The 22,958-nt window shown below is 71.3% G+C and carries 24 protein-coding genes and 2 tRNA genes; 13 read left to right on the forward strand and 13 right to left on the reverse strand.

The annotated features are described in order from the left end of the window. Window position 1 precedes the first annotated feature (1 nt). Complete coding sequence (locus NBW76_RS06940) at window positions 2-193, reverse strand: hypothetical protein (RefSeq protein ID WP_056553124.1); 192 nt, start codon at window positions 191-193, stop codon at window positions 2-4. Window positions 194-285: 92 nt separating this feature from the next. Between NBW76_RS06940 and NBW76_RS06945 the strand changes: the two genes are divergently transcribed. Continuing rightward, a complete protein-coding gene (locus NBW76_RS06945) occupies window positions 286-1,599 on the forward strand; it encodes an Nramp family divalent metal transporter (protein ID WP_055964857.1) in 1,314 nt (437 codons plus the stop codon). Window positions 1,600-1,626: 27 nt separating this feature from the next. Here NBW76_RS06945 and NBW76_RS06950 read toward each other — a convergent pair whose 3' ends face one another. After that, entirely contained in the window at window positions 1,627-2,199 is a 573-nt protein-coding gene (locus NBW76_RS06950; protein ID WP_056553121.1) for a hypothetical protein, read from the reverse strand. Between the two features lie 91 nt (window positions 2,200-2,290). On the opposite strand from NBW76_RS06950, the gene NBW76_RS06955 reads away from it, so the two are divergent. Beyond that, a complete protein-coding gene (locus NBW76_RS06955; protein ID WP_056553119.1) occupies window positions 2,291-4,057 on the forward strand; it encodes a glycerol-3-phosphate dehydrogenase/oxidase in 1,767 nt (588 codons plus the stop codon). Then, window positions 4,057-4,875 carry a DUF4097 family beta strand repeat-containing protein gene (locus NBW76_RS06960; RefSeq protein ID WP_056553117.1) on the forward strand — a complete coding sequence of 273 codons (819 nt, stop codon included), beginning with the start codon at window positions 4,057-4,059 and terminating at the stop codon, window positions 4,873-4,875. Before NBW76_RS06955 ends, NBW76_RS06960 begins: the two co-directional genes overlap by 1 nt. Before the next feature lie 77 nt (window positions 4,876-4,952). On the opposite strand, the gene NBW76_RS06965 is transcribed toward NBW76_RS06960, so the two are convergent. From NBW76_RS06965 to orn, 3 genes are all read right to left on the reverse strand, one after another. Then, complete coding sequence (locus NBW76_RS06965; protein WP_055964870.1) at window positions 4,953-5,156, reverse strand: cold-shock protein; 204 nt, start codon at window positions 5,154-5,156, stop codon at window positions 4,953-4,955. Window positions 5,157-5,369: 213 nt separating this feature from the next. Then, a tRNA-His gene (locus NBW76_RS06970) sits at window positions 5,370-5,442 on the reverse strand. Between the two features lie 73 nt (window positions 5,443-5,515). Then, window positions 5,516-6,136 carry an oligoribonuclease gene (orn, locus tag NBW76_RS06975; protein WP_055964872.1) on the reverse strand — a complete coding sequence of 207 codons (621 nt, stop codon included), beginning with the start codon at window positions 6,134-6,136 and terminating at the stop codon, window positions 5,516-5,518. Between the two features lie 168 nt (window positions 6,137-6,304). Here orn and NBW76_RS06980 point away from each other — a divergent pair, with 168 nt between their 5' ends. Then, complete coding sequence (locus NBW76_RS06980) at window positions 6,305-7,063, forward strand: thioredoxin domain-containing protein (protein ID WP_056553114.1); 759 nt, start codon at window positions 6,305-6,307, stop codon at window positions 7,061-7,063. Between the two features lie 49 nt (window positions 7,064-7,112). On the opposite strand, the gene NBW76_RS06985 is transcribed toward NBW76_RS06980, so the two are convergent. Then, window positions 7,113-7,457: a CrcB family protein gene (locus NBW76_RS06985; RefSeq protein WP_056553508.1), complete on the reverse strand. Its 345-nt coding sequence runs from the start codon at window positions 7,455-7,457 to the stop codon at window positions 7,113-7,115. Next, window positions 7,454-8,008, reverse strand: a complete 555-nt coding sequence (gene crcB, locus NBW76_RS06990) for a fluoride efflux transporter CrcB (protein WP_056553111.1) — start codon at window positions 8,006-8,008, stop codon at window positions 7,454-7,456. The genes NBW76_RS06985 and crcB overlap by 4 nt, the downstream gene beginning before the upstream one ends. A 153-nt stretch (window positions 8,009-8,161) precedes the next feature. Between crcB and NBW76_RS06995 the strand changes: the two genes are divergently transcribed. After that, window positions 8,162-9,112 (forward strand): aldo/keto reductase, encoded by a 951-nt coding sequence (locus NBW76_RS06995; protein WP_056553108.1) that lies wholly within the window; start codon window positions 8,162-8,164, stop codon window positions 9,110-9,112. A gap of 23 nt (window positions 9,113-9,135) precedes the next feature. Here the strand turns inward: NBW76_RS06995 and NBW76_RS07000 are convergent, their stop codons facing one another. Both NBW76_RS07000 and NBW76_RS07005 read right to left on the reverse strand, forming a co-directional pair. Further along, entirely contained in the window at window positions 9,136-9,375 is a 240-nt protein-coding gene (locus NBW76_RS07000; protein WP_156364706.1) for a hypothetical protein, read from the reverse strand. A gap of 43 nt (window positions 9,376-9,418) precedes the next feature. Continuing rightward, window positions 9,419-9,492 (reverse strand) — tRNA-Arg (locus NBW76_RS07005). A 75-nt stretch (window positions 9,493-9,567) separates the two neighbouring features. Between NBW76_RS07005 and NBW76_RS07010 the strand changes: the two genes are divergently transcribed. The 4 genes from NBW76_RS07010 (at window position 9,568) to ettA (ending at window position 16,020) form a co-directional block, all read left to right on the forward strand. Then, on the forward strand, window positions 9,568-10,791 hold the full coding sequence (locus NBW76_RS07010) for a PrsW family intramembrane metalloprotease (protein WP_056553101.1): 1,224 nt from the start codon (window positions 9,568-9,570) through the stop codon (window positions 10,789-10,791). 165 nt (window positions 10,792-10,956) lie between these two features. After that, complete coding sequence (locus NBW76_RS07015; protein ID WP_235492899.1) at window positions 10,957-12,630, forward strand: dynamin family protein; 1,674 nt, start codon at window positions 10,957-10,959, stop codon at window positions 12,628-12,630. Then, complete coding sequence (locus NBW76_RS07020; protein ID WP_056553098.1) at window positions 12,627-14,288, forward strand: GTPase; 1,662 nt, start codon at window positions 12,627-12,629, stop codon at window positions 14,286-14,288. The genes NBW76_RS07015 and NBW76_RS07020 overlap by 4 nt, the downstream gene beginning before the upstream one ends. A 49-nt stretch (window positions 14,289-14,337) precedes the next feature. Beyond that, complete coding sequence (ettA, locus tag NBW76_RS07025) at window positions 14,338-16,020, forward strand: energy-dependent translational throttle protein EttA (RefSeq protein ID WP_056553095.1); 1,683 nt, start codon at window positions 14,338-14,340, stop codon at window positions 16,018-16,020. A gap of 107 nt (window positions 16,021-16,127) precedes the next feature. On the opposite strand, the gene NBW76_RS07030 is transcribed toward ettA, so the two are convergent. The 3 genes from NBW76_RS07030 to NBW76_RS07040 are packed head-to-tail and all read right to left on the reverse strand — an operon-like array spanning window position 16,128 to window position 17,826. After that, window positions 16,128-17,027 (reverse strand): zinc ribbon domain-containing protein, encoded by a 900-nt coding sequence (locus tag NBW76_RS07030; RefSeq protein WP_056553092.1) that lies wholly within the window; start codon window positions 17,025-17,027, stop codon window positions 16,128-16,130. Beyond that, the gene (locus NBW76_RS07035) at window positions 17,024-17,290 is read right to left on the reverse strand and encodes a helix-turn-helix domain-containing protein (protein WP_055964893.1); all 267 of its coding nucleotides are present in this window, start codon (window positions 17,288-17,290) and stop codon (window positions 17,024-17,026) included. The genes NBW76_RS07030 and NBW76_RS07035 overlap by 4 nt, the downstream gene beginning before the upstream one ends. A 59-nt stretch (window positions 17,291-17,349) precedes the next feature. Then, entirely contained in the window at window positions 17,350-17,826 is a 477-nt protein-coding gene (locus NBW76_RS07040; RefSeq protein WP_055964897.1) for a MarR family winged helix-turn-helix transcriptional regulator, read from the reverse strand. A 123-nt stretch (window positions 17,827-17,949) separates the two neighbouring features. Between NBW76_RS07040 and NBW76_RS07045 the strand changes: the two genes are divergently transcribed. Further along, window positions 17,950-18,486 carry a YceI family protein gene (locus NBW76_RS07045; protein ID WP_055964900.1) on the forward strand — a complete coding sequence of 179 codons (537 nt, stop codon included), beginning with the start codon at window positions 17,950-17,952 and terminating at the stop codon, window positions 18,484-18,486. Window positions 18,487-18,537: 51 nt separating this feature from the next. Here NBW76_RS07045 and NBW76_RS07050 read toward each other — a convergent pair whose 3' ends face one another. Next, window positions 18,538-19,116, reverse strand: coding sequence for a TetR/AcrR family transcriptional regulator (locus tag NBW76_RS07050; RefSeq protein ID WP_156364705.1), 579 nt, complete (start codon window positions 19,114-19,116; stop codon window positions 18,538-18,540). A gap of 110 nt (window positions 19,117-19,226) precedes the next feature. Here NBW76_RS07050 and NBW76_RS07055 point away from each other — a divergent pair, with 110 nt between their 5' ends. From NBW76_RS07055 to NBW76_RS07065, 3 genes are all read left to right on the forward strand, one after another. Beyond that, window positions 19,227-20,372 carry an acyl-CoA dehydrogenase family protein gene (locus NBW76_RS07055; protein ID WP_056553089.1) on the forward strand — a complete coding sequence of 382 codons (1,146 nt, stop codon included), beginning with the start codon at window positions 19,227-19,229 and terminating at the stop codon, window positions 20,370-20,372. Between the two features lie 72 nt (window positions 20,373-20,444). Then, a complete protein-coding gene (locus NBW76_RS07060) occupies window positions 20,445-21,662 on the forward strand; it encodes an acetyl-CoA C-acetyltransferase (protein ID WP_056553086.1) in 1,218 nt (405 codons plus the stop codon). Beyond that, window positions 21,662-22,447, forward strand: a complete 786-nt coding sequence (locus tag NBW76_RS07065) for an SDR family oxidoreductase (protein ID WP_056553084.1) — start codon at window positions 21,662-21,664, stop codon at window positions 22,445-22,447. Before NBW76_RS07060 ends, NBW76_RS07065 begins: the two co-directional genes overlap by 1 nt. Window positions 22,448-22,958: the final 511 nt, after the last annotated feature.

Raw genomic sequence — 22,958 nt, forward strand, 5'->3', positions numbered from 1 at the left:
CTCAGAACCCGCGGTGGGGGTACTGGTTGCCACGGTCGATGTCGCGTCGCACCTCGCGCAGGGCCCGTGCGACCTCGGGGTCGGTCTCCTCGTGCCGCCGCGACCGTCCGAGCAGGTCGGTCTGGTGCTGCAGCACGAGCCAGACGACCACGAGCGCCGCCACGACCACGCCGGTCAGGATCCACCACCACATGCTGCGACCGTACGGGAGTGCCGCCCGGAGCGGAACCGTTGCGCGGTCCGACCGGACTGGCGGGCAACGCACCGGGTTCCTAGGGTGTCCGGATGACCTCGGGGGAGAACACCGAACAGCCGACTCCTGACCAGCCCGCCTCGGACGGGTCCGGCAGGACCGGGCTCGAGCCGGCGGCGCGCTGGAAGCTGATCGGGCCCGGCATCGTCGTCGCAGGCACCGGCGTGGGAGCCGGCGACCTCGTCGCCACGCTGTCGGCCGGCGCGAAGTTCGGCTACGCGCTGCTCTGGGCCGTCGTGCTCGGGACCGTCTTCAAGATCGCGCTCGTGGAGGGGGCCGGTCGCTACGTGCTGGCCTCGGGCCGCACGATCTTCCAGGGCTGGCGCTCGCTCGGCCGCTGGACGAGCTGGTACTTCGGGCCGTACATCGTCATCTGGGGCCTCGTGTACGGCGCGACTGCCATGTCGTCGTCGGCGCTGCCGCTCGTGGCGCTGTTCCCGGACGGGCCGGACCTCAAGGTCTGGGCGATCGGCATGGGTCTCGTCGGGTTCGCGGTCGTGTGGCTGGGTCGCTACGGGTTCGTCGAGAAGCTCATGGCGATCTTCGTCGGCATCATGTTCGTCACGGTGGTCGGGGCGGCGGTGCTGGCCACGCCGAACCTGCCCGACATGCTCCCCGGCCTGGTGCCCACGATCCCCGACGGCGCGCTCGTCAACACGCTCGCCGTCGCCGGCGGCGTGGGCGGCACCATCACGTTGGCCGCCTACGGGTACTGGTTGCGGGAGAAGGGCTGGGCGTCCTCGGGCTGGATGAGGGTCATGCGGCTCGACAACGGCGTGGCCTACGCCGTGACCGGGGTGTTCGTCGTGGCCATGCTCATCGTGGGTGCCGAGCTGCTCTACAGCGCCAACATCGCCCTCGCCACGGGCGACAAGGCCCTGGTGGACCTCTCCGACGTGCTCGACGAGCGGTACGGCGAGGTGTTCGGCAAGGTCTTCCTGCTCGGCTTCTGGGCGTCGTCGTTCTCGTCGCTCATCGGGGTGTGGAACGGCGTGAGCCTCATGTTCGCCGACTACCTCGGCACGTCGCGCGGGCTGGCCAAGGACGACCCGCGGATGCTCTCGGGCGGCTCGTACTACAGGGCCTACGTCCTGTGGCTCACGTTCCCGCCCATGGCGCTGCTGTTCCTCAACGAGCCGGTCGGGATCATCTTGGCGTACGGCGTGCTGGGCGCGATCTTCATGCCGTTCCTCGCCATCACGCTCCTCGGGCTGCTGAACTCCGACCGCACGCCCCGGGAGTGGCGCAACGGCGTCACCGGCAACGTGGCGCTGGGCGCCTGCGCCCTGCTGTTCCTGGCCGTGGGCGCGAACGAGCTCTACAAGGCCGTCACCGGGGTGTTCTGAGCGGTCGGCACCGACCCTGGCAGCAGGTCAGCCCTGGCAGAACAGCTGGCCGTACGGCCCGTTCGTCGTCCGCTGCTCGGTGACCTTGCCGTCGACGGTGATGGTGCAGGTCATGCTCACGCTGGCCGGCCCCGCCTGCAGGAACATCTGGGCGTAGTCCGGGCGGCCGTAGACGCGGGTGCTGAGCGACCACGACCGGCCGACCCCCCGCACGGTACCGCTCGGGCGGTCCCGGCTGGTGGGGATGTTGTAGCCGACCACGCCGATCGGGTCGGAGGACCGGACGCTCAGGGTGATGCGATGGGCGCGGACGTTCAGGACGCCGCCCGACCCGGACAGGCCGGCCGGTTCCTGGCCCCGCACGACCGACGGTCGCACGAGGCCGGAGGTGGCGTCGGCGGCCTCCGCCGCGGTGGTCATGGACGGCGACGAGGTGGGCCTGGGCACCGACGGGGTGCTCCCGTCCGGTCCTGCGGCCCCCGGACCACCGGCAGGTCCGTCGCCGGAGCCGCCCGGCAGCGGGACGACGAGGGCCACCAGCACGAGCAGCGCGGCGGCGACGGCCGCGGCGGCGACGGGGTGGCGTCGAACGAGGTCCATGGTCAGGACAACGACGACGCGGCGCCGGGGTTAGGCGAGGCCGGCCGCCGCTCGGGACGCGCGCGTCAGGTGTCCCTGATTGACTGGAGTCATGCGCCCCGTACCCCTGTCGCCCCACACCCGTCAGACCGCGCTCGACGCGATGGAGCAGCAACCGCTCGACGTCCTGGTGATCGGCGGTGGCGTGGTGGGTGCCGGGTCGGCACTCGACGCGGCGACCCGGGGCCTCTCGGTCGGTCTCGTGGAGGCGCGCGACTTCGCGTCGGGCACGTCGAGCCGCTCCAGCAAGCTCATGCACGGCGGGCTCCGCTACCTCGAGATGCTCGACTTCCGGCTCGTCGCCGAGGCCCTGAAGGAGCGTGGGCTCAACCTGCAGAAGCTGGCACCGCACCTGGTCCGCGAGGTGGCGTTCCTCTACCCGCTGCAGCACCGCGGGTGGGAGCGCTTCTACGCCGGCTCGGGCGTGGCGTTGTACGACGCCATGAGCAAGGCGTCCGGCTACGGCAAGGGTGTGCCGCTGCACCGCCACCACACCCGCCGCGGCGCGCGCAAGATCTTCCCCGGCCTGCGCAAGGATGCGCTCGTGGGCGCCCTGCGGTACTACGACGCCCAGGTCGACGACGCCCGGCACACCATGTTCCTGGCCCGCACCGCCGCGGCCTACGGCGCGCACGTGGCCAGCCGCACCCGCGTCGTCGACCTGATCCGCGAGGGCGGGCGGGTCACCGGAGCCCGGCTCAAGGACCTGGAGTCCGGCCGTGAGCTCGACGTCCGTGCCGCCGTCGTGATCAACGCCACCGGTGTCTGGACCGACGAGACGCAGGGCATGGCGGCCGAGCGCGGGCAGTTCCACGTGCGCGCGTCCAAGGGCATCCACCTCGTGGTCCCGCGCGACCGCATCCGCGGCGAGGGCGGCCTGATCCTGCGCACCGAGAAGTCGGTGCTCTTCGTCATCCCGTGGGGACGGCACTGGGTGATCGGCACCACCGACACCGACTGGGACCTCTCGAAGGACCACCCTGCGGCGAGCCGCAGCGACATCGACTACCTGCTCGAGCACGTCAACACGGTGCTCGTGGAGCCGCTCACGCACGCCGACGTCGAGGGCGTCTACGCCGGGCTGCGGCCGCTGCTGGCCGGGGAGTCCGACGCCACCAGCAAGCTGTCGCGCGAGCACGCGGTCTCCACCAGCACCAAGGGCCTCGTGGTCATCGCCGGCGGCAAGTACACGACCTACCGCATCATGGCCAAGGACGCCGTCGACGCCGCCGTGCACGGCATGACCCACCAGCTCGACCGCAACGTTCCGGGCTCCTGCACGGAGGACGTGCCCCTCCTCGGCGCCGACGGCTACGAGGCGCTGTGGAACCAGCGGCACCGCCTCGCCGAGGACAGCGGCCTGAACGTCGGCCGCATCGAGCACCTGCTGCACCGGTACGGATCGCTGGTGGTCGAGGTCCTCGACCTCGTGGCCACCGATCCGTCGCTCGGCGAGCCGCTGACCGGCGCCGACGACTACCTGCGCGCCGAGGTCGTCTACGGCACCACCCACGAGGGCTCGCGCCACCTCGACGACATCATCGCCCGACGTACCCGCATCTCCATCGAGACCTTCGACCGTGGCACCGAGGTCGCCCGCGAGGTGGCGTCGCTCATGGGCGACGCGCTCGGCTGGACCGACGACCAGCGCGAGCTCGAGGTCGAGCACTACCTCAAGCGGGTCGCCGCCGAGCGGGAGTCCCAGACGATGCCCGACGACGAGACCGCGGACGCCGCACGCATGGGTGCGGCCGACGTCGTGCCGGTCGCCACGGCCGAGGGCCGGGGAGCGGGCCCAGGAGCGGACACGGCGTCGTGATGCACGATCCGCCGCCGGGGGCTCTCGACGGCCTGGATCTCGCCGACGACCCCGACGCGGGTCCGTCTCCCCTCCTGCGCACGCTCGTCCCCGTGGTGGCGACGCTGGTCCTGGTCGCGCTCGCGGTCGGTGGGTTCGCGCTGATCTCGCACCTCACGAAGGACGTGCGCACCGAGACCGGCAGCATCGACCTCGGCGACGCACGCCAGCTCGCTCTCCAGGTGCCCTCGGCCGACGTGCGCGTCGTGCAGGGCGACGTGGCGTCGCCGACCTACTCGGCCCGGGTCACGAGCGGCCTGCTCGACACCGACTTCGCCCTGGGACGCCGCGGGAGCGTGGTCCAGGTCGTGGCCGACTGCCGGGCGTGGCTGAGCCCGGGCTGCGGTGTCGACCTGACGATCACGGTGCCGGAGGGTCTGCAGGTCGACGTCGTCGGCGGGAGCGGCGACGTCGAGGTGGCCGGTCTCACCGCCGGCGTCGTCACGATCCGCGCGAGCGAGGGCGACGTCGACCTCGACGGCCTGGGTGTCCAGGACCTGACCGTGACCACCGGGTCGGGTGACGTCGAGGCCACCTTCGCCGAGCAGCCGTTCGCGGTGAAGGTGACCACGGGCAGCGGCGACGTCGACCTCGGCCTGCCCGACGGGGACCGGCCCTACGAGGTGGAGGCGACGTCGAGCAGTGGCGACGTCGAGGGGGTCGGCGCCGGAGCCGGAGCCGACGGAGCCCCGGCCGGGGACGGCGACGTGCAGGAGGGGGCGCGCCTCGTGCTCGTGCGCAGCGACTCCGGCGACGTGGAGATCGACCGCGGGCCCTGACAGGGCCCCGAACATGACGACGCCCCCACCGCGAGCGGTGGGGGCGTCGTGCGTCTCGTCGTGGTGACGAGAAGGAATCAGACGGGGCGGATGTTGGCCGCCTGCAGGCCCTTCTGGCCCTGCTCGACGTCGAACTCGACCTTCTGGTTCTCCTCGAGCGAACGGTAGCCGTTCGCCTGGATGGCGCTGAAGTGAGCGAAGACGTCCTCGCCGCCCTCGTCGGGAGCGATGAAGCCGAAGCCCTTGTCAGCGTTGAACCACTTGACGGTTCCAGTAGCCATGATGTTTCTCCTTGCGGTGGTGCGCATACGCGTGTCGTATGCGACGGGGGTGTCGCGACGCGCATCAACCGGGAGAAGCGGAGCATCCGGGGGAACCCGGGTGCTCGATCTTTCTGGCACAACCAACGTCTACAACTGCTGACCAGCCTACACGGTGCCCGAGCCGATGACGAAGCCCCCGGACCGGGCGGGTCCGGGGGCTTCGTTCGACGGGGTGGACGACGGGACTTGAACCCGCGGCCACCGGCACCACAAGCCGGTGCTCTACCAACTGAGCTACGCCCACCATGCGCGGCGGAACCCCGCCACGGCGTGGACGATCATAGCCCACGGTCGTGGGGGTCCTGGACGGTGGCCCGTCAGGAGTCGGACGGGCCCAACGTCGGCTTCTCGGTGATCTGCGTGGCGACGGTGCGAGCGGTGTCGGAGTCGGGCCCGGGGTCGGGCACGAAGACGGTGCGTCGGTAGTAGCGCAGCTCGTCGATGCTGTCGGCGATGTCCTCGAGGGCGCGGTGGTGGCCGGCCTTCGGGGGAGCGGCGAAGTAGGCCCGGGGGAACCACTGGCGCGCCAGCTCCTTGATGGAGGAGACGTCGACGACCCGGTAGTGCAGGAAGCCCTCGAGCTCGGTCATGTCGCGGGCGAGGAAGGCGCGGTCGGTGCCGATGGTGTTGCCGGCGAGGGGTGCCTTGCGGGGCTCCTTCACGAACTGGCGCACGTAGTCGAGCACCTGCTCCTCGGCGTCGCGCAGGGTCGTCCCGGCGTCGAGCTCGGTGATGAGTCCCGACGCGGTGTGCATGCGGGTGACGACCTCGTTCATCTGCTCGAGCGCCTTCGCCGGCGGCTTGATCACCAGGTCCACGCCGTCGCCGAGCACGTTGAGCTCGTAGTCGGTGACCAGGGCCGCGACCTCGACGAGGGCGTCGTCCTCCAGGGAGAGTCCGGTCATCTCGCAGTCGATCCACACCAGCTTGTCGTTCACGCCTGGCACCTTAGGCCATGGCGCGGGGCCGACGAGGCCGCCGGGCACGGGACCACGGCGGGTAGCCTTCCGGGGAACCGAGGGGACGCGACGATCGTTGTGCCCCACGACAGGCGGACCGCCCCTGCTTCCGCCGTGCCCCACGACGCCGCACAGGAGCCAGACCACGTGAGCAACGACCGCAAGCAGCGAGCCGAGCAGATGCGCAAGGAGCGCGAGAAGGCCGAGAAGCGCCAGCGCAACGTCATCACGGTGGCCATCGTGGTCGTCGTGATCGCGCTGGTGGCCGTCGGTGGCTACGCCATCAAGACGACGTCGGACCAGAACGCCAAGAACACCGACCTGGTCGCGCCCAAGAACGCCACCGAGGACTACGGCATCGTCTACGACACCGCCGCGGCAGGTGGCGAGGCGACCGCCGACGCCGAGCCGGTCGAGGTGGAGCTGTACGAGGACTTCCAGTGCCCCGCCTGCCGTTCCTTCGAGCAGGCGTCCGGCGCCTTCCTCAAGCAGCAGGTCGAGTCCGGTGCCATCACGATCGTCTACCGCCCCTTCTCGTTCCTCGACGGCCAGAGCCTGAACGAGTACTCCTCGCGCTCGACCAACGCGGCGATCTGTGCCCTCGACTCCGGAGGCGTCGAGGACTACGTGGCCGTGCACGACTACCTCTACGCCAACCAGCCCGACGAGGGCACCGCCGGCCCCGAGAACTCGGCCCTGGTCGAGGCGCTCGACGGCCTCGGCATCACGGGTGTCGAGCAGTGCGTCAAGACGGAGAAGTTCGTCCCGTGGATCGAGAAGGCCAAGGAGACGGCACAGGACGGCGACCGTGAGGTCAGCGGCACCCCGACCGTCTACGTCGGCGGCAAGAAGGTCGAGGACGTCAGCCCGGTCGGCCTGCAGCAGGCCATCACCTCCGCTGCCTGACTCCGCTCGTCCCGAAGGGCCCCGCACCTCGTGCGGGGCCCTTCGTGCGTCACGCGACGGCGATCCCGGCCGCTGCGGCCAGGACGCACGCGCACGCCGTGCCCGCGGCGTGGGCGACGGCAGCACCTCCGCGCCCGCGCAGGGCGAGCCGCGCGGAGTCCAGGCTCGCGGTGCTGAAGGTGGTGTAGCCGCCCAGGAAACCGGTGGCGACCACCGTCTGGGTGAGGCCCGACGCCGAGCCGACCACGACGCCGATGGCGAACGAGCCGGTCAGGTTGACCACCACGACGCCCCAGGGGAGTCGCGACCCGAGTCGCCCGGTCACGACGGCGTCGACGACGAACCTCGCGGCGGAGCCGAGCCCGCCGGCGAGTGCGATGAGCAGCGTGGTCACGGTCGCCACCCCCGTCCTCGACCGGCCCGTCCTCGACCGGCCCGTCCTCGACCGGCCTGCCCCCGAGCGGCCCTTCTCCTGCGCCACGTCCGCCCCGCCGCCACGCCCAGGACGGAAGCCGCGAAGCCGCCTGCCACCGTCGCGAGGGCGTAGGAGAGCGCGAGTGCCGGCTCCCCGGTCGCGACCAGTCGTTCCGTCTCGAGGGCGAAGGCGCTGTAGGTGGTGAAGCCACCGAGGAAGCCGGTCCCGAGGAGCAGGCGCAGGTCCCGACGGCGGCCGTGGTCGGCCCCGGGGCGGGTGAGCAGCTCGAGCAGGAGGCCGAGGGCGAAGGCGCCGACCACGTTCGCCGCGAGGGTGCCGACCGGGAGGCGGTCGACGGAGCCGAGCACGACCTGGACGCCGTGGCGTGCGGCCGACCCGGCCGCGCCGCCCAGCGCCACCAGCGCGACGAGCGACGGTCGCAGGTGCGCCGGTCGTGGCGCGGCACCCGCGGTGCGCGGATCGGCGACGTCGAGATCGGGATCGTCGGGGATCTCGGGGAATGCGGACATACCTCTCCTGTCGTCGGACAGGAAGCCATCAGCCACGGTCGGCGGTTCGGAGCACGTGGCCCCCGGCGGGATCCATCGCCGCACCGAAGTCTAGCCACCGCGGGCAGCCGAGGGCCGGCGCGAACGGCGGCGCTCCTGCGGTAGAACGGGAGCATGGACGTCAGTCGGCTGGTGCTCGGCACCATGTACTTCGGCACCCGGACCGACCAGCGGACCTCTCGGGCGCTCCTCGACCGCTTCGTCGACGCCGGGGGGACCACCCTCGACACCGCGAACTGCTACTCGTTCTGGTCCGACGCGTCGGGTCACGGCGGGCAGAGCGAGGAGACGCTCGGTCGGTGGCTCGCCGCCGACGGCTCCCGGCGTGACCGGGTTCAGCTGGCCACGAAGGTGGGGGTGGAGCCGCTCGACCACCCGCGCCCCGACGGCGCCACGGTCGAGGGGCTGTCGGCCGACGTCGTGCGGGCCGGCTGCGAGGCGAGCCTGCGTCGGCTCGGGGTCGACGTGATCGACCTGTACTGGGCGCACGGCGAGGACCGGGGAACGCCGCTGGAGGAGTCGGTCGAGGCGTTCGGCGCCCTCGTGCAGGCCGGGTCGGTCCGACGGCTCGGGGTCTCCAACCACCCGACGTGGCGGGTGGAGCGCGGGCGTTCGATCGCGCTGGACCGCGGGCTCGAGCCCTGGACGGCGCTCCAGCTGACCACGTCGTACCTGCATCCCCGGCCCGGTGCCGCGGTGGAGGGCAAGGACCACCGCTTCGGCTTCGTGACCGACGAGACGATCGACTACGTCGCCGAGCACCCCGACGTGGAGCTGTGGGCGTACTCGCCGCTCGTCCAGGGTGCGTACGACCGCGCCGACCGTCCGTTCCCGGAGCCGTACGAGCACCCGGGCTCCACCCGGCGGCTGGCGGTGCTGGACGAGGTCGCAGCCGACCACGGCGTGCCCCGCTCGGTGGTCGTGCTCGCCTGGCTGCTGGCCTCACGGCCGCAGATCCGCCCCATCGTCGGGGTGAGCGGGGTCGAGCAGCTCGACTCCGCCCTCCGCGTCGCCGACGTCGACCTGACGTCCGACGAGCTCGCCGCCCTCGACGCGCCGTCCTGACCTCGACCTGGGGCGTGGCGCCGCTACCGCCGCGTCGCCAGGGTCCGCAGCCCGACGATGCGTCCGCGGCAGTAGATCAGCCAGGTGACCAGGACGAGCGGGATCCACCGGATCCTTCCCGCCGCCACGTCAGGGACGGTGAAGGACGTCGTCGGTCGGTCGAGGAGACCGGGCCAGATCACGAAGTGGGCCACGAGCAGCCCGAGCGCGAGCCACCAGGACACTCGCAGCAGAAGCAGGTGTCGGTCGTCACTGGCGGTCACGAGACCACGCTAGTGGCCGGGGCCCAGTGCCGAGAAGGCTGAGCGCCCCCGGCAGGAATCGAACCTGCGACCCAGAGATTAGAAGGCTCTTGCTCTATCCAACTGAGCTACGGGGGCTTGACCCCAGCCTAATCGGGGGAGGGCCTGCGTGGCAGAGGGCGGGGGAGGACCGGTTCGCCTAGGCTCCTGCGGGTGAGCCAGCCCTACGCCGACGACGTCGCCGTGCCGCAGGAGGCGGGCCGCGGGGAGATCCCGCGCCGTCTGCCCCGCTACCGCGAGACACCGCGCCAGCGCGGCCGGACCCTCCTCATGGTGCTCGTCGGCATCGGCGTCGTGATCGGGCTCGTCGCGGTCGGCATCTTCGCCGCCAGCGCGGGCGACGCCGAGGGCGCGCGGCTGGCCGTCCTGTACGCCTTCATCCCGCTGCCCGTGCTGTGGCTCGTGTACTGGTGGCTGGACCGCTACGAGCCGGAGCCCCGTCGCTACAAGGTGGCGGCCTTCGTGTGGGGTGGTGTCGGGGCCGTCGCGATCGCGCTCGTCGTCCAGCTCGTCGTGGCCGAGGTGGCCGACCTCACCGACCAGCAGCTGGCCTCGTTCGTCGCCCCCCTGTCCGAGGAGCCGGCCAAGGGCCTCTTCCTGCTGTTCACCTTCCTGCGCTGGCGCCGCATCATCGACGGCTTCCTCGACGGGCTCGTCGTCGCCGGGCTCGTCGGCCTCGGCTTCGCCTTCGTGGAGAACATCGGCTACTACGCCGCCAGCTACCTCGGATCGCCCGAGATCCCCGTCGCCGGCGCCGAAGGTGCTGCGGGCACGTTCTTCGTGCGCGGCGTCGTGAGCCCGTTCGCGCACCCGTTGTTCACCTCCGCCTTCGGCATCGCCCTCGGCCTGGCGGTCCTGGTCCGCTCGAAGGTCCTCAAGGTGGTGATCGGGGTGCTCGGCATGGCCGTCAGCGTCGCCCTGCACGGCCTCTGGAACGCCTCGCTGTCCTACGGCGGCGGCGCCGGGTTCGTCCTGGTGTACCTGGCCCTCGGCCTCGTGCTGCTGGTCGTCGGCGTGGTCGCCGTCGTCACGCGAGTCCGGCAGGTGCGCACGCTCGAGCGCTCGCTGTCCTACGTGGCCGAGCGTGGCTGGATCCACCCGGCGGAGATCCCCTACCTCTCGCGGTTCTCGTACCGCAAGAAGGCCCGGAAGCACGCCCGTTCCAACCACGGCCGGGTGGCCGCCAAGGTCGTGCGGCGCTACCAGCGCCTGGCCACCGAGATGGCCTTCCTGCACGACGCGATCATGAGCGGCCACGCCAAGCCGCACGGTGTCGAACGGACGTACGCGCTGCTCGACGCCATGTACGCGTTGCGGCCCGCGCTCAGGCTCCCACCGCCGCTGCCGGTGGCCCACCGCGCCGTCCCGCACGCGTGAGGGCGTGGGAGCGGCGCGCGAGTGGTGTCCGGTCCACTAACCTGGTCCCCAGCCCTGGGGCGGGAGAGAACCCAGGTCGTCGACGTCAGGACGGGAGGACCGCCGGTGCCCAGCGAACATGCTTCGGCTGAGCTGCTGGGAGCGCTGAGCAGGTTGCTCACCGACGTGACCGCCGCCCCCCTCGGACTCGAGGTGCCCGGCGTCTCCGACGTGCGCTCGACCCGCGCCGAGATCGTCGACCAGCTGTCCGACTACGTGATCCCGCGGCTCGTGCAGCTGGAGGCTCCGCTGCTCGCGGTCGTGGGCGGCTCCACCGGTGCCGGCAAGTCGACGCTCGTCAACTCGCTCGTCGGCGAGCCCGTCACGGAGTCCGGCGTGCTGCGTCCGACCACCCGCTCGCCGGTGCTGGTGCACCACCCCGCCGACGCCGAGTGGTTCCAGCCCGACCGCATCCTGCCCGAGCTGCCGCGCACGCAGGCCGTGACGAACGACGTCCACGCGCTGCGCCTCGCCGAGTCCACCGGGGTGCCGCGGGGCCTGGCGATCCTCGACGCGCCCGACATCGACTCCATCGACCAGGGCAACCGCGAGCTGGCGTCCCAGCTGCTCGCCGCCGCCGACCTCTGGCTGTTCGTCACCTCCGCGGCGCGCTACGCCGACCAGGTGCCGTGGGACTACCTGGGCAAGGCCGCCGAGCGGAGCACCTCCGTGGCCGTCGTGCTCGACCGCACCCACGACGACGCCGTGGTCGAGGTCCGGGGCCACCTGGCCCGGATGATGACCTCACGCGGGCTCTCCGACTCCCCGCTGTTCACGGTGCCCGAGTCCGCCGTGGGCGAGGACGGGCTGCTGCCCCGCGCGGCGGTCGCACCGATCATCGGGTGGCTGCGTGACCTCGCGGCCGATCCCGAGGGACGCGCTGCGGTGGTCTTCGGCACCCTCGACGGCGCCGTCCGCCACAACGTCATGCGGTCGCACGGCGTGGCCGACGCGCTCGACGAGCAGCGCGCCACCGCCCAGCGCCTGCACGACGACGCCACCGGCGTGTACCGCGAGGCCGCCGACCTGCTGGCCCGCAAGGCGGGCGACGGCACCGTGATGCGGGGCGAGGTGCTGTCGCGCTGGCAGGACTACGTGGGCAACGGCGAGCTGCTCCGGTCGGTCGAGGAGCGGGTCAGCCGCATCCGGGACCGGTTGGTCGATCAGGTCACCGGCAAGCGCACCCGCTCGGCCGAGGTCAGCGAGGCCGTCGAGAGCGGTCTGCAGACGATCGTCGTCGAGCAGCTGGAGTCCGCGGCCGAGGCCGTGTACCGCTCCTGGTCGTCCCTGGAGTCCGGTCGTGCCCTCATCGCCACCGAGCGCGGCCTCGACCGCGCGTCCCGCGACGTGCGGGTCAAGGCCGAGCGCCTGGTGCGGGACTGGCAGGCCGAGGTGCTCGACATGGTGCGCGCCGAGGGTGCCGACAAGCGCATGACCGCCAAGTTCCTGGCGTTCGGCGTCAACGGCATCGGCGTGGCGCTCATGGTGGTCGTCTTCGTCGGCGGCTCGGCCGGCCTCACCGGCGCCGAGGTCGGCGTGGCCGGTGGCACGGCGGTCGTGGCGCAGAAGCTGCTGGAGGCGATCTTCGGGGACCAGGCCGTCCGTGACCTCGCCGAGCGGGCCCACACGTCGCTCGTCGCATCGATGCAGGCGCTGGTGCAGAGCGAGCAGAAGCGCTACCTCGACCTCCTGACCGACCCCACCACGATCGAGGCGGCGCAGACCAGGCTCCGCGAGGCCGCGCGTCGGGCAGACTACGCACGACACATCGACTTCCTGGACGGAGAGACCGCCTCATGACCGAGCGCCCCGGCCCCGTCGCGCGTGCCGCGGAGAAGGTCTTCGGCGGCGAGCGATCCGACGTCGCCACCCGGCTCGACGGCCTGAGCGAGGCGGTCGAGGCCGCGCGCGACCGGCTCGCCGACGACGTCCTCGACCCTGCCGCGGCGCTGGCCGAGCGCGCGTCCGACCGGCTGCGGCTGTCCGGCGAGCACACCATCGTCGCGCTCGCCGGTGCCACCGGGTCGGGCAAGTCGTCGCTGTTCAACTGCCTCACCGACCTCGAGCTCGCCGGCGTCGGCGTGCGTCGGCCCACCACGTCGTGGGCGCTCGCCTGCTCCTGGGGCCCCGACGGAGCGCAGGAGCTGCTCGAGTGGATGGGGATCCCCGCGCGGCACCAGGTGTCGCGGATGAGCATGCTCGACCGCTCCTCGGCCGACACGAAGCTCGACGGCCTCGTCCTGCTCGACCTGCCCGACCACGACTCCACCGAGGTGTCGCACCACCTCGAGATGGACCGCCTGGTGCAGTACGCCGACCTGCTGGTCTGGGTGCTCGACCCGCAGAAGTACGCCGACGCCGCCATCCACGACCGCTACATCCGACCGATGGCCGGCTACAGCGACGTGACCCTGGTGGTGCTCAACCAGATCGACCGCATCCACTACTCCGACCGCGAACGCGCCCTCGGCGACGTGCGCGCGATCCTCGAGCGCGAGGGGCTGCCCGACGTCCCGGTCATCGGCGTCTCGGCGCACCGCGGTGACGGCGTCGACGACCTCAAGCGCGAGCTGGCGCGGCGCATCCGCGCGAAGGCGTCGGCCAAGGACCGGCTGGCCCAGGACGTGGCCGAGGCCGCCCAGCGGGTCGTCGCGACCGGCGGCCGTGCCGACATCCCCGGCCTCACCGACATCGACCGGCAGGCCCTCGACCTCGCCCTGCTCGACAGCGTGGGCGCCCCGCAGCTGGTCGAGGCCGTCGAGGCCTCGATGCTGCGCACGGCCCGACGCCACACGGGCTGGCCACCCCTGCGCTGGGTGGGACGGCTCCGCAAGGACCCGCTCCGCGAGCTCGGCATCGACCCGACGGGGTCGGTCGCGTCGCTCACGCGGGCGGTACGGCCGTCGATCGGTCACGTGCAACGGGCCCAGGCCGAGTCGGCGGTCCGCGAGATCGCCGAGAAGGCCGCGGTCGGCCTCGAGCGCCCCTGGCGCGACGCGGTGCGGAACGCGTCGGTCCGCACCGGCGACGACGTGGTCCGCGAGCTCGACGACACGATCGACCGCATCGACCTCGGGCTGTCCCGCACCCCGGTGTGGTGGAGGCTCGTCGACGTCCTCCAGTGGCTCGCGTTCGCGGCGTTCGTCGCCGGCGTGGGCTGGGGCGCCGTCGAGCTCGCGAGCCGGGTCGCCGGGTGGGAGGTCCCCGAGGCCCCCGTCGTTCTGGGCTTCTCCCTGCCGCTGCTGCTCCTCGTGGGTGGTCTGGCCGGGGGCGTCGTCCTGGCGGTGCTGGCCCGCGTGACCGTCCGCGCGAGTGCTCGGCGGCGCGCCCAGCGGGCCGAGGCGGTGCTCCGTCGCACCGTCGACGAGGTGGCGCAGGACAAGGTCCTCGCGCCGCTCCAGGCGGAGCTGGACCGGTACGAGCGGTATCGCAGCGGGATCGTCCGCGCCCTGGGCTGAGACCCGCGGCGGTCGCGCGGCAGGCACGTCTCGCTAGGCTGGGACGCCTATGGCTGACTACGTGCTCTCCCTCCGCAACGTCCGCAAGGCCCACGGCGACAAGGTCGTCCTCGACGACGTCACCCTCTCCTTCCTCCACGGCGCCAAGATCGGCGTCGTCGGCCCGAACGGCATGGGCAAGTCGTCGCTGCTCAAGCTGATGGCCGGGCTCGACCAGCCCAACAACGGCGACCTCGTGCGCGACCCCGACGCCACCGTCGGCATGCTGCAGCAGGAGCCGCCGCTCACCGACGGCAAGACCGTGCTCGAGAACGTCGAGGAGGCCGTCTCCGAGGTCAAGGGCAAGATGAAGCGCCTCGAGGAGGCGTATGCCGAGATGGGCGAGCCCGATGCCGACTACGACGCCCTCATGGCCGAGACCGGTGACCTGCAGACCTTCCTGGACAGCGTCAACGCCTGGGACCTCGACTCCCGGCTCGACCAGGCCATGGACGCGCTGCGCTGCCCGCCGCCGGACGAGCTGGTCGACCACCTGTCCGGTGGTGAGCGCCGCCGGGTGGCGCTGTGCAAGCTGCTGCTCCAGCAGCCCGACCTGCTGCTGCTCGACGAGCCCACCAACCACCTGGACGCCGAGTCCGTGCAGTGGCTCGAGGGTCACCTGAAGTCCTACCCGGGCGCCGTCCTGGCCGTGACCCACGACCGCTACTTCCTCGACAACGTGGCCGAGTGGATCGCGGAGGTCGACCGCGGTCGCATCCACGGCTACGAGGGCAACTACTCCACCTACCTCGAGACCAAGAAGGACCGGCTCAAGGTCGAGGGGGCCAAGGACGCCAAGCGCGCCAAGATGCTCGAGAAGGAGCTGGAGTGGGTCCGCTCCAACGCGAAGGGACGCCAGGCCAAGAGCAAGGCCCGTCTGGCCCGCTACGAGGAGCTGGCCGCCGCCGCCGAGCGCGACCGCAAGATCGACACCAGCGAGATCAACATCCCCGCCGGCCCCCGACTGGGTGACGTGGTGCTGGACGCCAAGAACCTGACCAAGGGCTTCGAGGGCCGGACGCTCTGGGACGACATCAGCTTCTCGCTGCCGCGCGCCGGCATCGTCGGCGTCGTCGGGCCCAACGGCGTCGGCAAGACCACCTTGTTCCGCATGATCACCGGCCACGAGCAGCCCGACTCCGGCTCGCTCGACGTCGGCCAGACGGTCAAGATCTCCTACGCCGACCAGACCCGCGGCAGCATCGCGGCCGACAAGAACGTGTGGGAGGTCGTCTCCGAGGGACTCGACTTCATCAAGGTCGCGAACTTCGAGATGAACAGCCGCGCCTACGTGGCCTCGTTCGGCTTCAAGGGTGCCGACCAGCAGAAGAAGGCCGGGGTGCTCTCCGGTGGTGAGCGCAACCGGCTGAACCTCGCGCTCACCCTCAAGCAGGGCGGCAACCTCCTGCTGCTCGACGAGCCGACCAACGACCTGGACGTCGAGACGCTGTCGTCGCTGGAGGACGCGCTGCTCGACTTCCCCGGCTGCGCCGTGGTCACGTCGCACGACCGGTGGTTCCTCGACCGCATCGCCACCCACATCCTGGCCTGGGAGGGCACGGAGGACGAGCCCGGACGCTGGTTCTGGTTCGAGGGCAACTTCGCCTCCTACGAGGAGAACAAGATCGAGCGCCTCGGCGAGGAGGCGGCACGCCCGCACCGCGTCACGCACCGTCGCCTCACGCGCGACTGACCGCACCCTCACGCAGCGGCCCCGTCACCTCGCGGTGACGGGGCCGCTCGTGCGTCGAGCCACGGTGCTGCGGCGCGCACAGGACCTCGACGCCTGACCGGGTCGCGTCAGTCGTGGCCGCAGACGGCGCAGTGCGGCGAGCCGACCCGACGAGGGCTGGAGCAGGCGCCGCACTCGCCGACGACCTCGCGGCCGCACCCCTCGCAGTGCGGGCCGTCGCCCCTGACCGGGAACCCGCAGAACGGGCACTCGCCCTTGCGGACCCGGCTGCGGGGCACGCGGCGGGCGAGGTACCGCTGCAGGGCGACGAACGCGACGACGGTCGCGCCGGCACCGAGCACCGACAGCACCAGCGGTCCGAGCTCGAGGACGTCGATGTAGTCGGTGATGTAGTCGCCGGCGAACCAGACGGCGGTGAGGGTGGAGGCAGCGACCGCCGAGAGCCCGAGCGTGAGGTAGCGGGACTCGCGGGCGCGCTGCACGGTGATGAGGCGCAGGGACCCGCCGACGAGCGCCCCGACGAACAGCAGGCGCAGCAGGGCGACGATCCAGTAGCGGCCGTCCTTGCCGCGGGCGCGGTCGTCGTAGGTCTCACGTGCGTCGTCGGCGGCCCGCTGCGCGGCGTCGGCTCGACTGCGTGCCGTCGTGGCCTCGGCACGAGCCTCCGCGTACTCGGTCTGCGCCTCCTCGAACGTCTCGGACAGCGACTCGGTGGGCTGGTCCTGCTCGATCGCGAGGCTGAGGTTCTCCCGCGCGAGCTCGAGGTCGGTCAGGGCCGTGTCCCGCTCCTCCTCGGCCCGCCAGGCCCGGTCCTCGGCGGTCTCGGCGGCGTCGATCGAGCGCTGCTCGGCGGCGGTGTACTCCCAGGCGCGGGACCCGCCGACCCAGTCGTCGATCTTGACGTAGAACCAGCCGGAGCCGATCAGCAGGAAGACGACCAGGACGACGGCGAGCACCCGCTCGCTCCTGGTCGAGGCGATGTCCTCGGTGTCGACGCGTGTGCTCATGGTGTCTCCTCGGTCGATCGGGCGCGTGCTGGTCGGGTGCGGGCGCGGAAGGTGACCTCGAGCGTGCAGTCGAGGGCCTCGGCGACCGCAGCGAGCGTGTCGAGCTTCGGTGGCCGGGTGGCCGACTCGAACCGGGCGATGGCCGACTGGGTGGTGCCGCAGAGGTCGGCGAGCTCACGCTGCGACAGCCCGAGCTCCGTCCGCCGCGCCACGACCTGTGCCACGACGCCCGCGTAGAGCGCCTCGTCCCGGATGTCCTTCACGACACCGAGACTATTGCACGCGTGCTATGGGTGTCCATAGCACGCGTGCAATGTCTCGACTAGAAGCGACGACCCTCCAGGCCGTCACGGACGGCCTCGAACACGCGGCCCACGGCCTCGAGGTCCTCGCGGCTGCAGCGCGAGACCAGATACTCGTGGACGCCGCGCACGTGGGTGTGGGCAGCCTGGCCGAGGACCTCGTAGCCGTGGTCGGTGAGCACGGCGCTCACGCCGCGCCCGTCGGTGCAGCTGGCCGTGCGTCGCACGATGCCGTCCCGCTCGAGCCGGGCGATGGTGTGGGTGATGCGGCTGCGCGAGTGCGACACGGCCGCGGCGAGCTCGGCCATGCGGATCGAGCGGTCGTCGGCCTCGGAGAGGCGCACGAGGATCTCGTACTCGGCCATGGAGAGGTCATGGGCGGCGCGGAGGTCGCGGTCGAGCTGGTCGATCAGGACGGTCGTGCCACCCATGTAGGAGCGCCACCACTGCTGCTGGTCCGCGTCGAGCCACGGGGTGTCGGTGGGCGCTGTGGTCATGGGCACATCCTAGTGCGGGAGGGATCCCGGTCGAGAGGGTTGATTGAGTCTTCAACTATATGCTACCGTTTCGAACGTTGAAGGTTCAACCACGAACCTCACTCCCCATCTTCAGGAGACACCATGAGCACCATCACCACCGGCACGTGGAACCTCGACCCCACGCACACCGAGATCGGCTTCGCCGTCCGCCACATCATGAGCAAGGTGCGCGGCAAGTTCGAGACCTTCGAGGGCACCCTCGTGACCGCCGACCCGGTCACGGACTCCACCGTCACCGTCGAGGTCGACCTCTCCTCGATCAACACGGGCACCGCGGACCGCGACGCTCACCTGCGCTCCAGCGACTTCTTCGACACCGAGGCGCACCCGAAGATGACGTTCACGACGAACGGCGTCGTGCAGAAGTCCGACGAGACCTTCGTCGTGCAGGGCGACCTGACGATCAAGGGCGTCACCAAGCCGCTCGAGCTGAACGTCGACTTCCTCGGCGAGGGCGGCGACCCGTGGGGCGGCACCCGCGTCGGCGTCGAGGCCACCGGCGAGATCAGCCGCAAGGAGTTCGGCATCGACTTCAACATCCCGCTCGAGGGTGACAAGGTCATGATCGGCGACAAGATCACGCTGACGATCAACGCGGAGGCCGTGCTCCAGGCGTGAGCCTCGCACCTGCCCGCGCCCGACGGCGCTCACCCCTCGGGGTGGGCGCCGTCAGTCGTCGTGGGACAGGACCATGCGGAGGGCGAGCCGCGCGTGCAGCTCGGCGACGTCGGCGGGCGTCTGCGGCCCGGTGGGGGAGAACCAGCGCACCAGGTCGATGCTGAGGCTCAGGATGGCGCGTGCCGTGCCCACCAGGTCGTCCACGGCGAAGTCGCCGGAAGCCACGCCGGCCTCGAGCACCTGCTGCAGGCTGCGCTCGATCGCGCGGCGCAGCGCGGCGACCTCGGCGCGGTGCTCGGGGGTCAGTGCGTCGAACTCGTACTGGACGATCCGGCCGACCCGGCTGTGCGAGGCGTGCCAGGCACTGAAGTCGTGCACGAGCCGTCGCAGGCGTTCCGGTGGGGTGGCGGCGGGATCGTCGCCGGACTCCACCACGTGGAGGGCCGAGCGGTGCCCGTCGATGCTGACCGTGAAGAGCAGGCTCTCCTTGGTGTCGTGGTGCACGTACACCGCTGCAGGGCTCATGCCGGCGCGTGCTGCGATGTCGCGGGTCGTGGTCGCCGTGAAGCCCTTCTCGGCGAAGGCCTCGACGGCGGCCTCGAGCAGACGCTCGCGTGCCGTGGCTGTCATCACAGGTCCCTTTCGTCGGTTGACAGCATGGCCCATGCCGGGCACGCTAAGCAAGCGCTTACCTACCCGCGCGTAGTGAACCAGGCCCGCACCCGAGCACGAGGGACCCGATGGACCGCACCGTCTACACCGCTGACCACGACGACTTCCGCGACACCTGCGCGACGTTCCTGGCGAAGAAGGTCGCGCCGAACATCGAGCAGTACATCGAGGACAAGGCCATCCCGCGCGACTTCTGGCTCGCCGCGGGCGAGCTCGGTCTCCTGGGCCTGGAGATCCCCGACGAGTTCGGCGGCGCCGGCGCGGAGGACTTCCGCTTCAACGCCGTCTGGGCCGAGGAGCTGAGCAAGGTCAGTGCCGCCCTGGCGTCGTGCGTGGGCATCCACTCCGACATCACCGCCCCCTACATCGTGGAGCTGGGCACCCAGGAGCAGAAGGAGCGCTGGCTCCCCAAGATCGCCACGGGCGAGTGCCTCCTGGCCATCGGCATGACCGAGCCGGGCGGCGGCTCCGACCTCGCCGCGCTCAAGACGACCGCCGTCCGCGACGGCGACGAGTGGGTCATCAACGGCTCCAAGACCTTCATCACGAACGGCTACAGCGCCGACCTGGTGGTCACCGCCGTGCGCACCTCGCCCGAGAAGGGAGCCAAGGGCATCACCCTGTTCGCCATCGAGGCCGGCGACGAGGGCTTCAGCCGCGGCCGCAAGCTCGACAAGGTCGGCCAGACCGAGTCCGACACCGCCGAGCTGTTCTTCGAGAACGTCCGCGTGGGCGACGACCGCATCATCGGCGAGATCGACCGCGGGTTCATCCACATGATGCAGAAGCTCCCGCAGGAGCGACTCAGCTGCGCCATCTCCAACGTCGCGCACGCCAAGCAGATCCTGCTCGAGACCATCCAGTACGCGAAGGACCGCAAGGCCTTCGGCCAGTCCATCGGCGCGTTCCAGTGGAACAAGTTCCTCATCGCCGAGCTGGTCACGAAGGTCGAGGTGGCCGAGGCCTACCTCGACCAGGCCGTCGCCGCGCACGCCGAGGGTCGGTTCACGGCCGTCGACGCCGCCAAGGCCAAGTGGTACACGTCGGACCTGCAGAACTCCGTCCTCGACCACTGCGTCCAGATCCACGGCGGGTACGGGTTCATGAACGAGTACCGCGTCGCCCGTGCCTGGCGCGACGCTCGCGTCACCCGCATCTGGGCCGGCTCGAACGAGATCATGAAGGAGCTCATCGGCCGCGACCTCGGGTTCTGAGCCGACCGTCCTCGAGCCCGTAGAGGGCCGCACCACCCCGCCGCACGACTCCCACCACCGGAAGGCAGCACCATGACCGAAGCCGTCATCGTCTCGACCGCCCGCTCGCCCATCGGGCGCGCCGTCAAGGGCTCGCTCAAGGACATGCGTCCGGACGACCTCACCGTGCAGATGGTGCAGGCCGCGCTGGGGAAGGTCCCCGGGCTCGACCCGAGGGACATCACCGACCTGCACCTGGGCGTGGGCCAGCCGGCCGGCGAGGCGGGCCACAACCTGGCCCGCGCCGTGGCCGTGCTCTCGGGCATGGACCACCTGCCCGGCGTGACCGTGAACCGCTACTGCTCGTCGTCGCTGCAGACCACCCGCATGGCGTTCCACGCCATCAAGGCCGGCGAGGGTGACGCCTACATCTCCGCCGGCGTGGAGACGGTGAGCCGCTTCCAGAACGGCTTCTCCGACCTGCCCGGCTCGGAGAACCCGCTGTTCGCCGACGCGATCGCCCGCACCGCCAAGCGTGCCGAAGGTGGTGCCGACACCTGGACCGACCCGCGGGAGAGCGGCGAGCTGCCCGACCTCTACATCGCGATGGGCCAGACGGCCGAGAACGTCGCCCAGCACCTGGGCATGAGCCGCGAGGAGCAGGACGAGTTCGGCGTGCGCAGCCAGAACCTCGCCGAGGCCGCGATCGAGTCCGGCTTCTGGGCCAAGGACATCACCCCGGTCACGCTGCCCGACGGCACCGTCGTCTCCAAGGACGACGGACCCCGCGCGGGCGTGACGATGGAGGCGGTCAGCCAGCTCAAGCCGGTCTTCCGTCCTGACGGGACCGTGACCGCAGGCAACGCGTGCCCGCTCAACGACGGTGCCGCCGCCGTGGTGATCATGAGCGACGAGAAGGCCAAGGCCCTCGGCCTCACGCCGCTCGCACGCATCGTCTCGACCGCGGTCACCGGCCTCTCGCCGGAGATCATGGGCCTCGGTCCGGTGGAGGCCATCCCGGCCGCCCTGCGCAACGCCGGCATGGGCATCGACGACATCGACCTGTACGAGATCAACGAGGCCTTCGCGGTGCAGTCGTGGGGCTCGGCCAAGGTCCTCGGCATCCCGATGGACAAGCTGAACGTCAACGGCGGCGCGATCGCCGTGGGCCACCCGTTCGGCATGACCGGCGCACGCATCACGAGCACCCTGATCAACTCGCTGCAGTGGCACGACAAGCAGTTCGGCGTCGAGTCGATGTGCGTCGGCGGCGGCATGGGCATGGCCATGGTCATCGAGCGGCTCTCCTGATGGGGCGCTTCGACGGCAAGGTCGCGATCGTCACCGGCGCCAGCCGGGGCATCGGTCTCGGCATCGCGCAGCGGCTCGTCGACGACGGCGCCCAGGTGCTCATCACGGCGCGCAAGCCCGACGCGCTCGCCGAGGCTGCCGCGACGCTCGGTGACATCGGCGGGGGTGCCGGGCCGCGGGCGGCGGATGGTCCGCGCGCCGTCTTCGTGGCGGGCTCCGGTGACGACGCCGGCCACCAGGAGGAGGCGGTGCGGACCGCGATCGAGACCTTCGGGCGCCTCGACTTCCTGGTCAACAACACCGGCATCAACCCCGTGTACGGCCGGATGATCGACATCGACCTCGAGGCCGCGGCGAAGATCTTCGCCGTCAACGTCCTCTCCGCCGTCGCGTGGGCGCAGCAGGCTCATGGCCAGTGGATGGGCGAGCACGGCGGCGCGATCGTCAACGTCGCGTCCGTGGCGGGCCTCAAGCCGGCGCCCATGATCGGCATGTACGGCGCCTCGAAGGCCGCGCTCATCCACGTGACCGAGGAGCTGGCGGTCGAGCTGGGCCCCGACATCCGCGTCAACGCGGTCGCCCCGGCGGTGGTCAAGACGAAGTTCGCCAAGGCGCTCTACGAGGGCCGCGAGGACGAGGTCTCCGCGCCGTACCCGCTCAAGCGCCTCGGGCTGCCCGAGGACATCGCCGGCGTCGTGGGCTTCCTGCTCTCCGAGGACGCCGCCTGGCTCACCGGCCAGACCATCACCGCCGACGGTGGACTGCTCCTGGGTGGCGGGGTCTGACCTCTGCTTCCTCGATCGACCCCGTGGCTGCTTCGGCGGCTGCGGGGTCGTTCGTCTTTCACCCTGCGGCTGCGTCGCTCTCGGCCGGCGTCGACCTGCGGGTGCGCTGCTCCGGCCGGGTCTCGGCTCGGTCTCCGAAAGGCCTCGACCGGGCGGTGGGGTGCGCCGCGGCCGGGACTGCGGGCACTCCTGGGGCATCGGTGGATCCTCAACCGCAGGAGTGCCGCTGTGGTTGAGAATCCACCGATGACGCGGTCTCGACGCGCCCTTCGGTGGATCCTCAACCGCAAACCGGGATCTGCGGTTGAGGATCCACCGATGGTGGGCCCGCAAGCAGGGGGCGACCGCGCTGGGGGCTGTCCGGTCGAGGCTCTTTCGGAGGCCAGGCAGGGGTCGGATTGGAGGTAGCGCAGCCGCAGGCAGACGGACGTGTGACCAACAGAACATGAGGAAACCCTCGGAATAAACTTGAGGTTCCTCTCACGTTTTGCGACGATGGTGCTTCCACCCA

Origin of the sequence: Aeromicrobium sp. Leaf245, from assembly GCF_942548115.1 — a bacterium.
Classification (GTDB): Bacteria; Actinomycetota; Actinomycetes; order Propionibacteriales; family Nocardioidaceae; genus Aeromicrobium.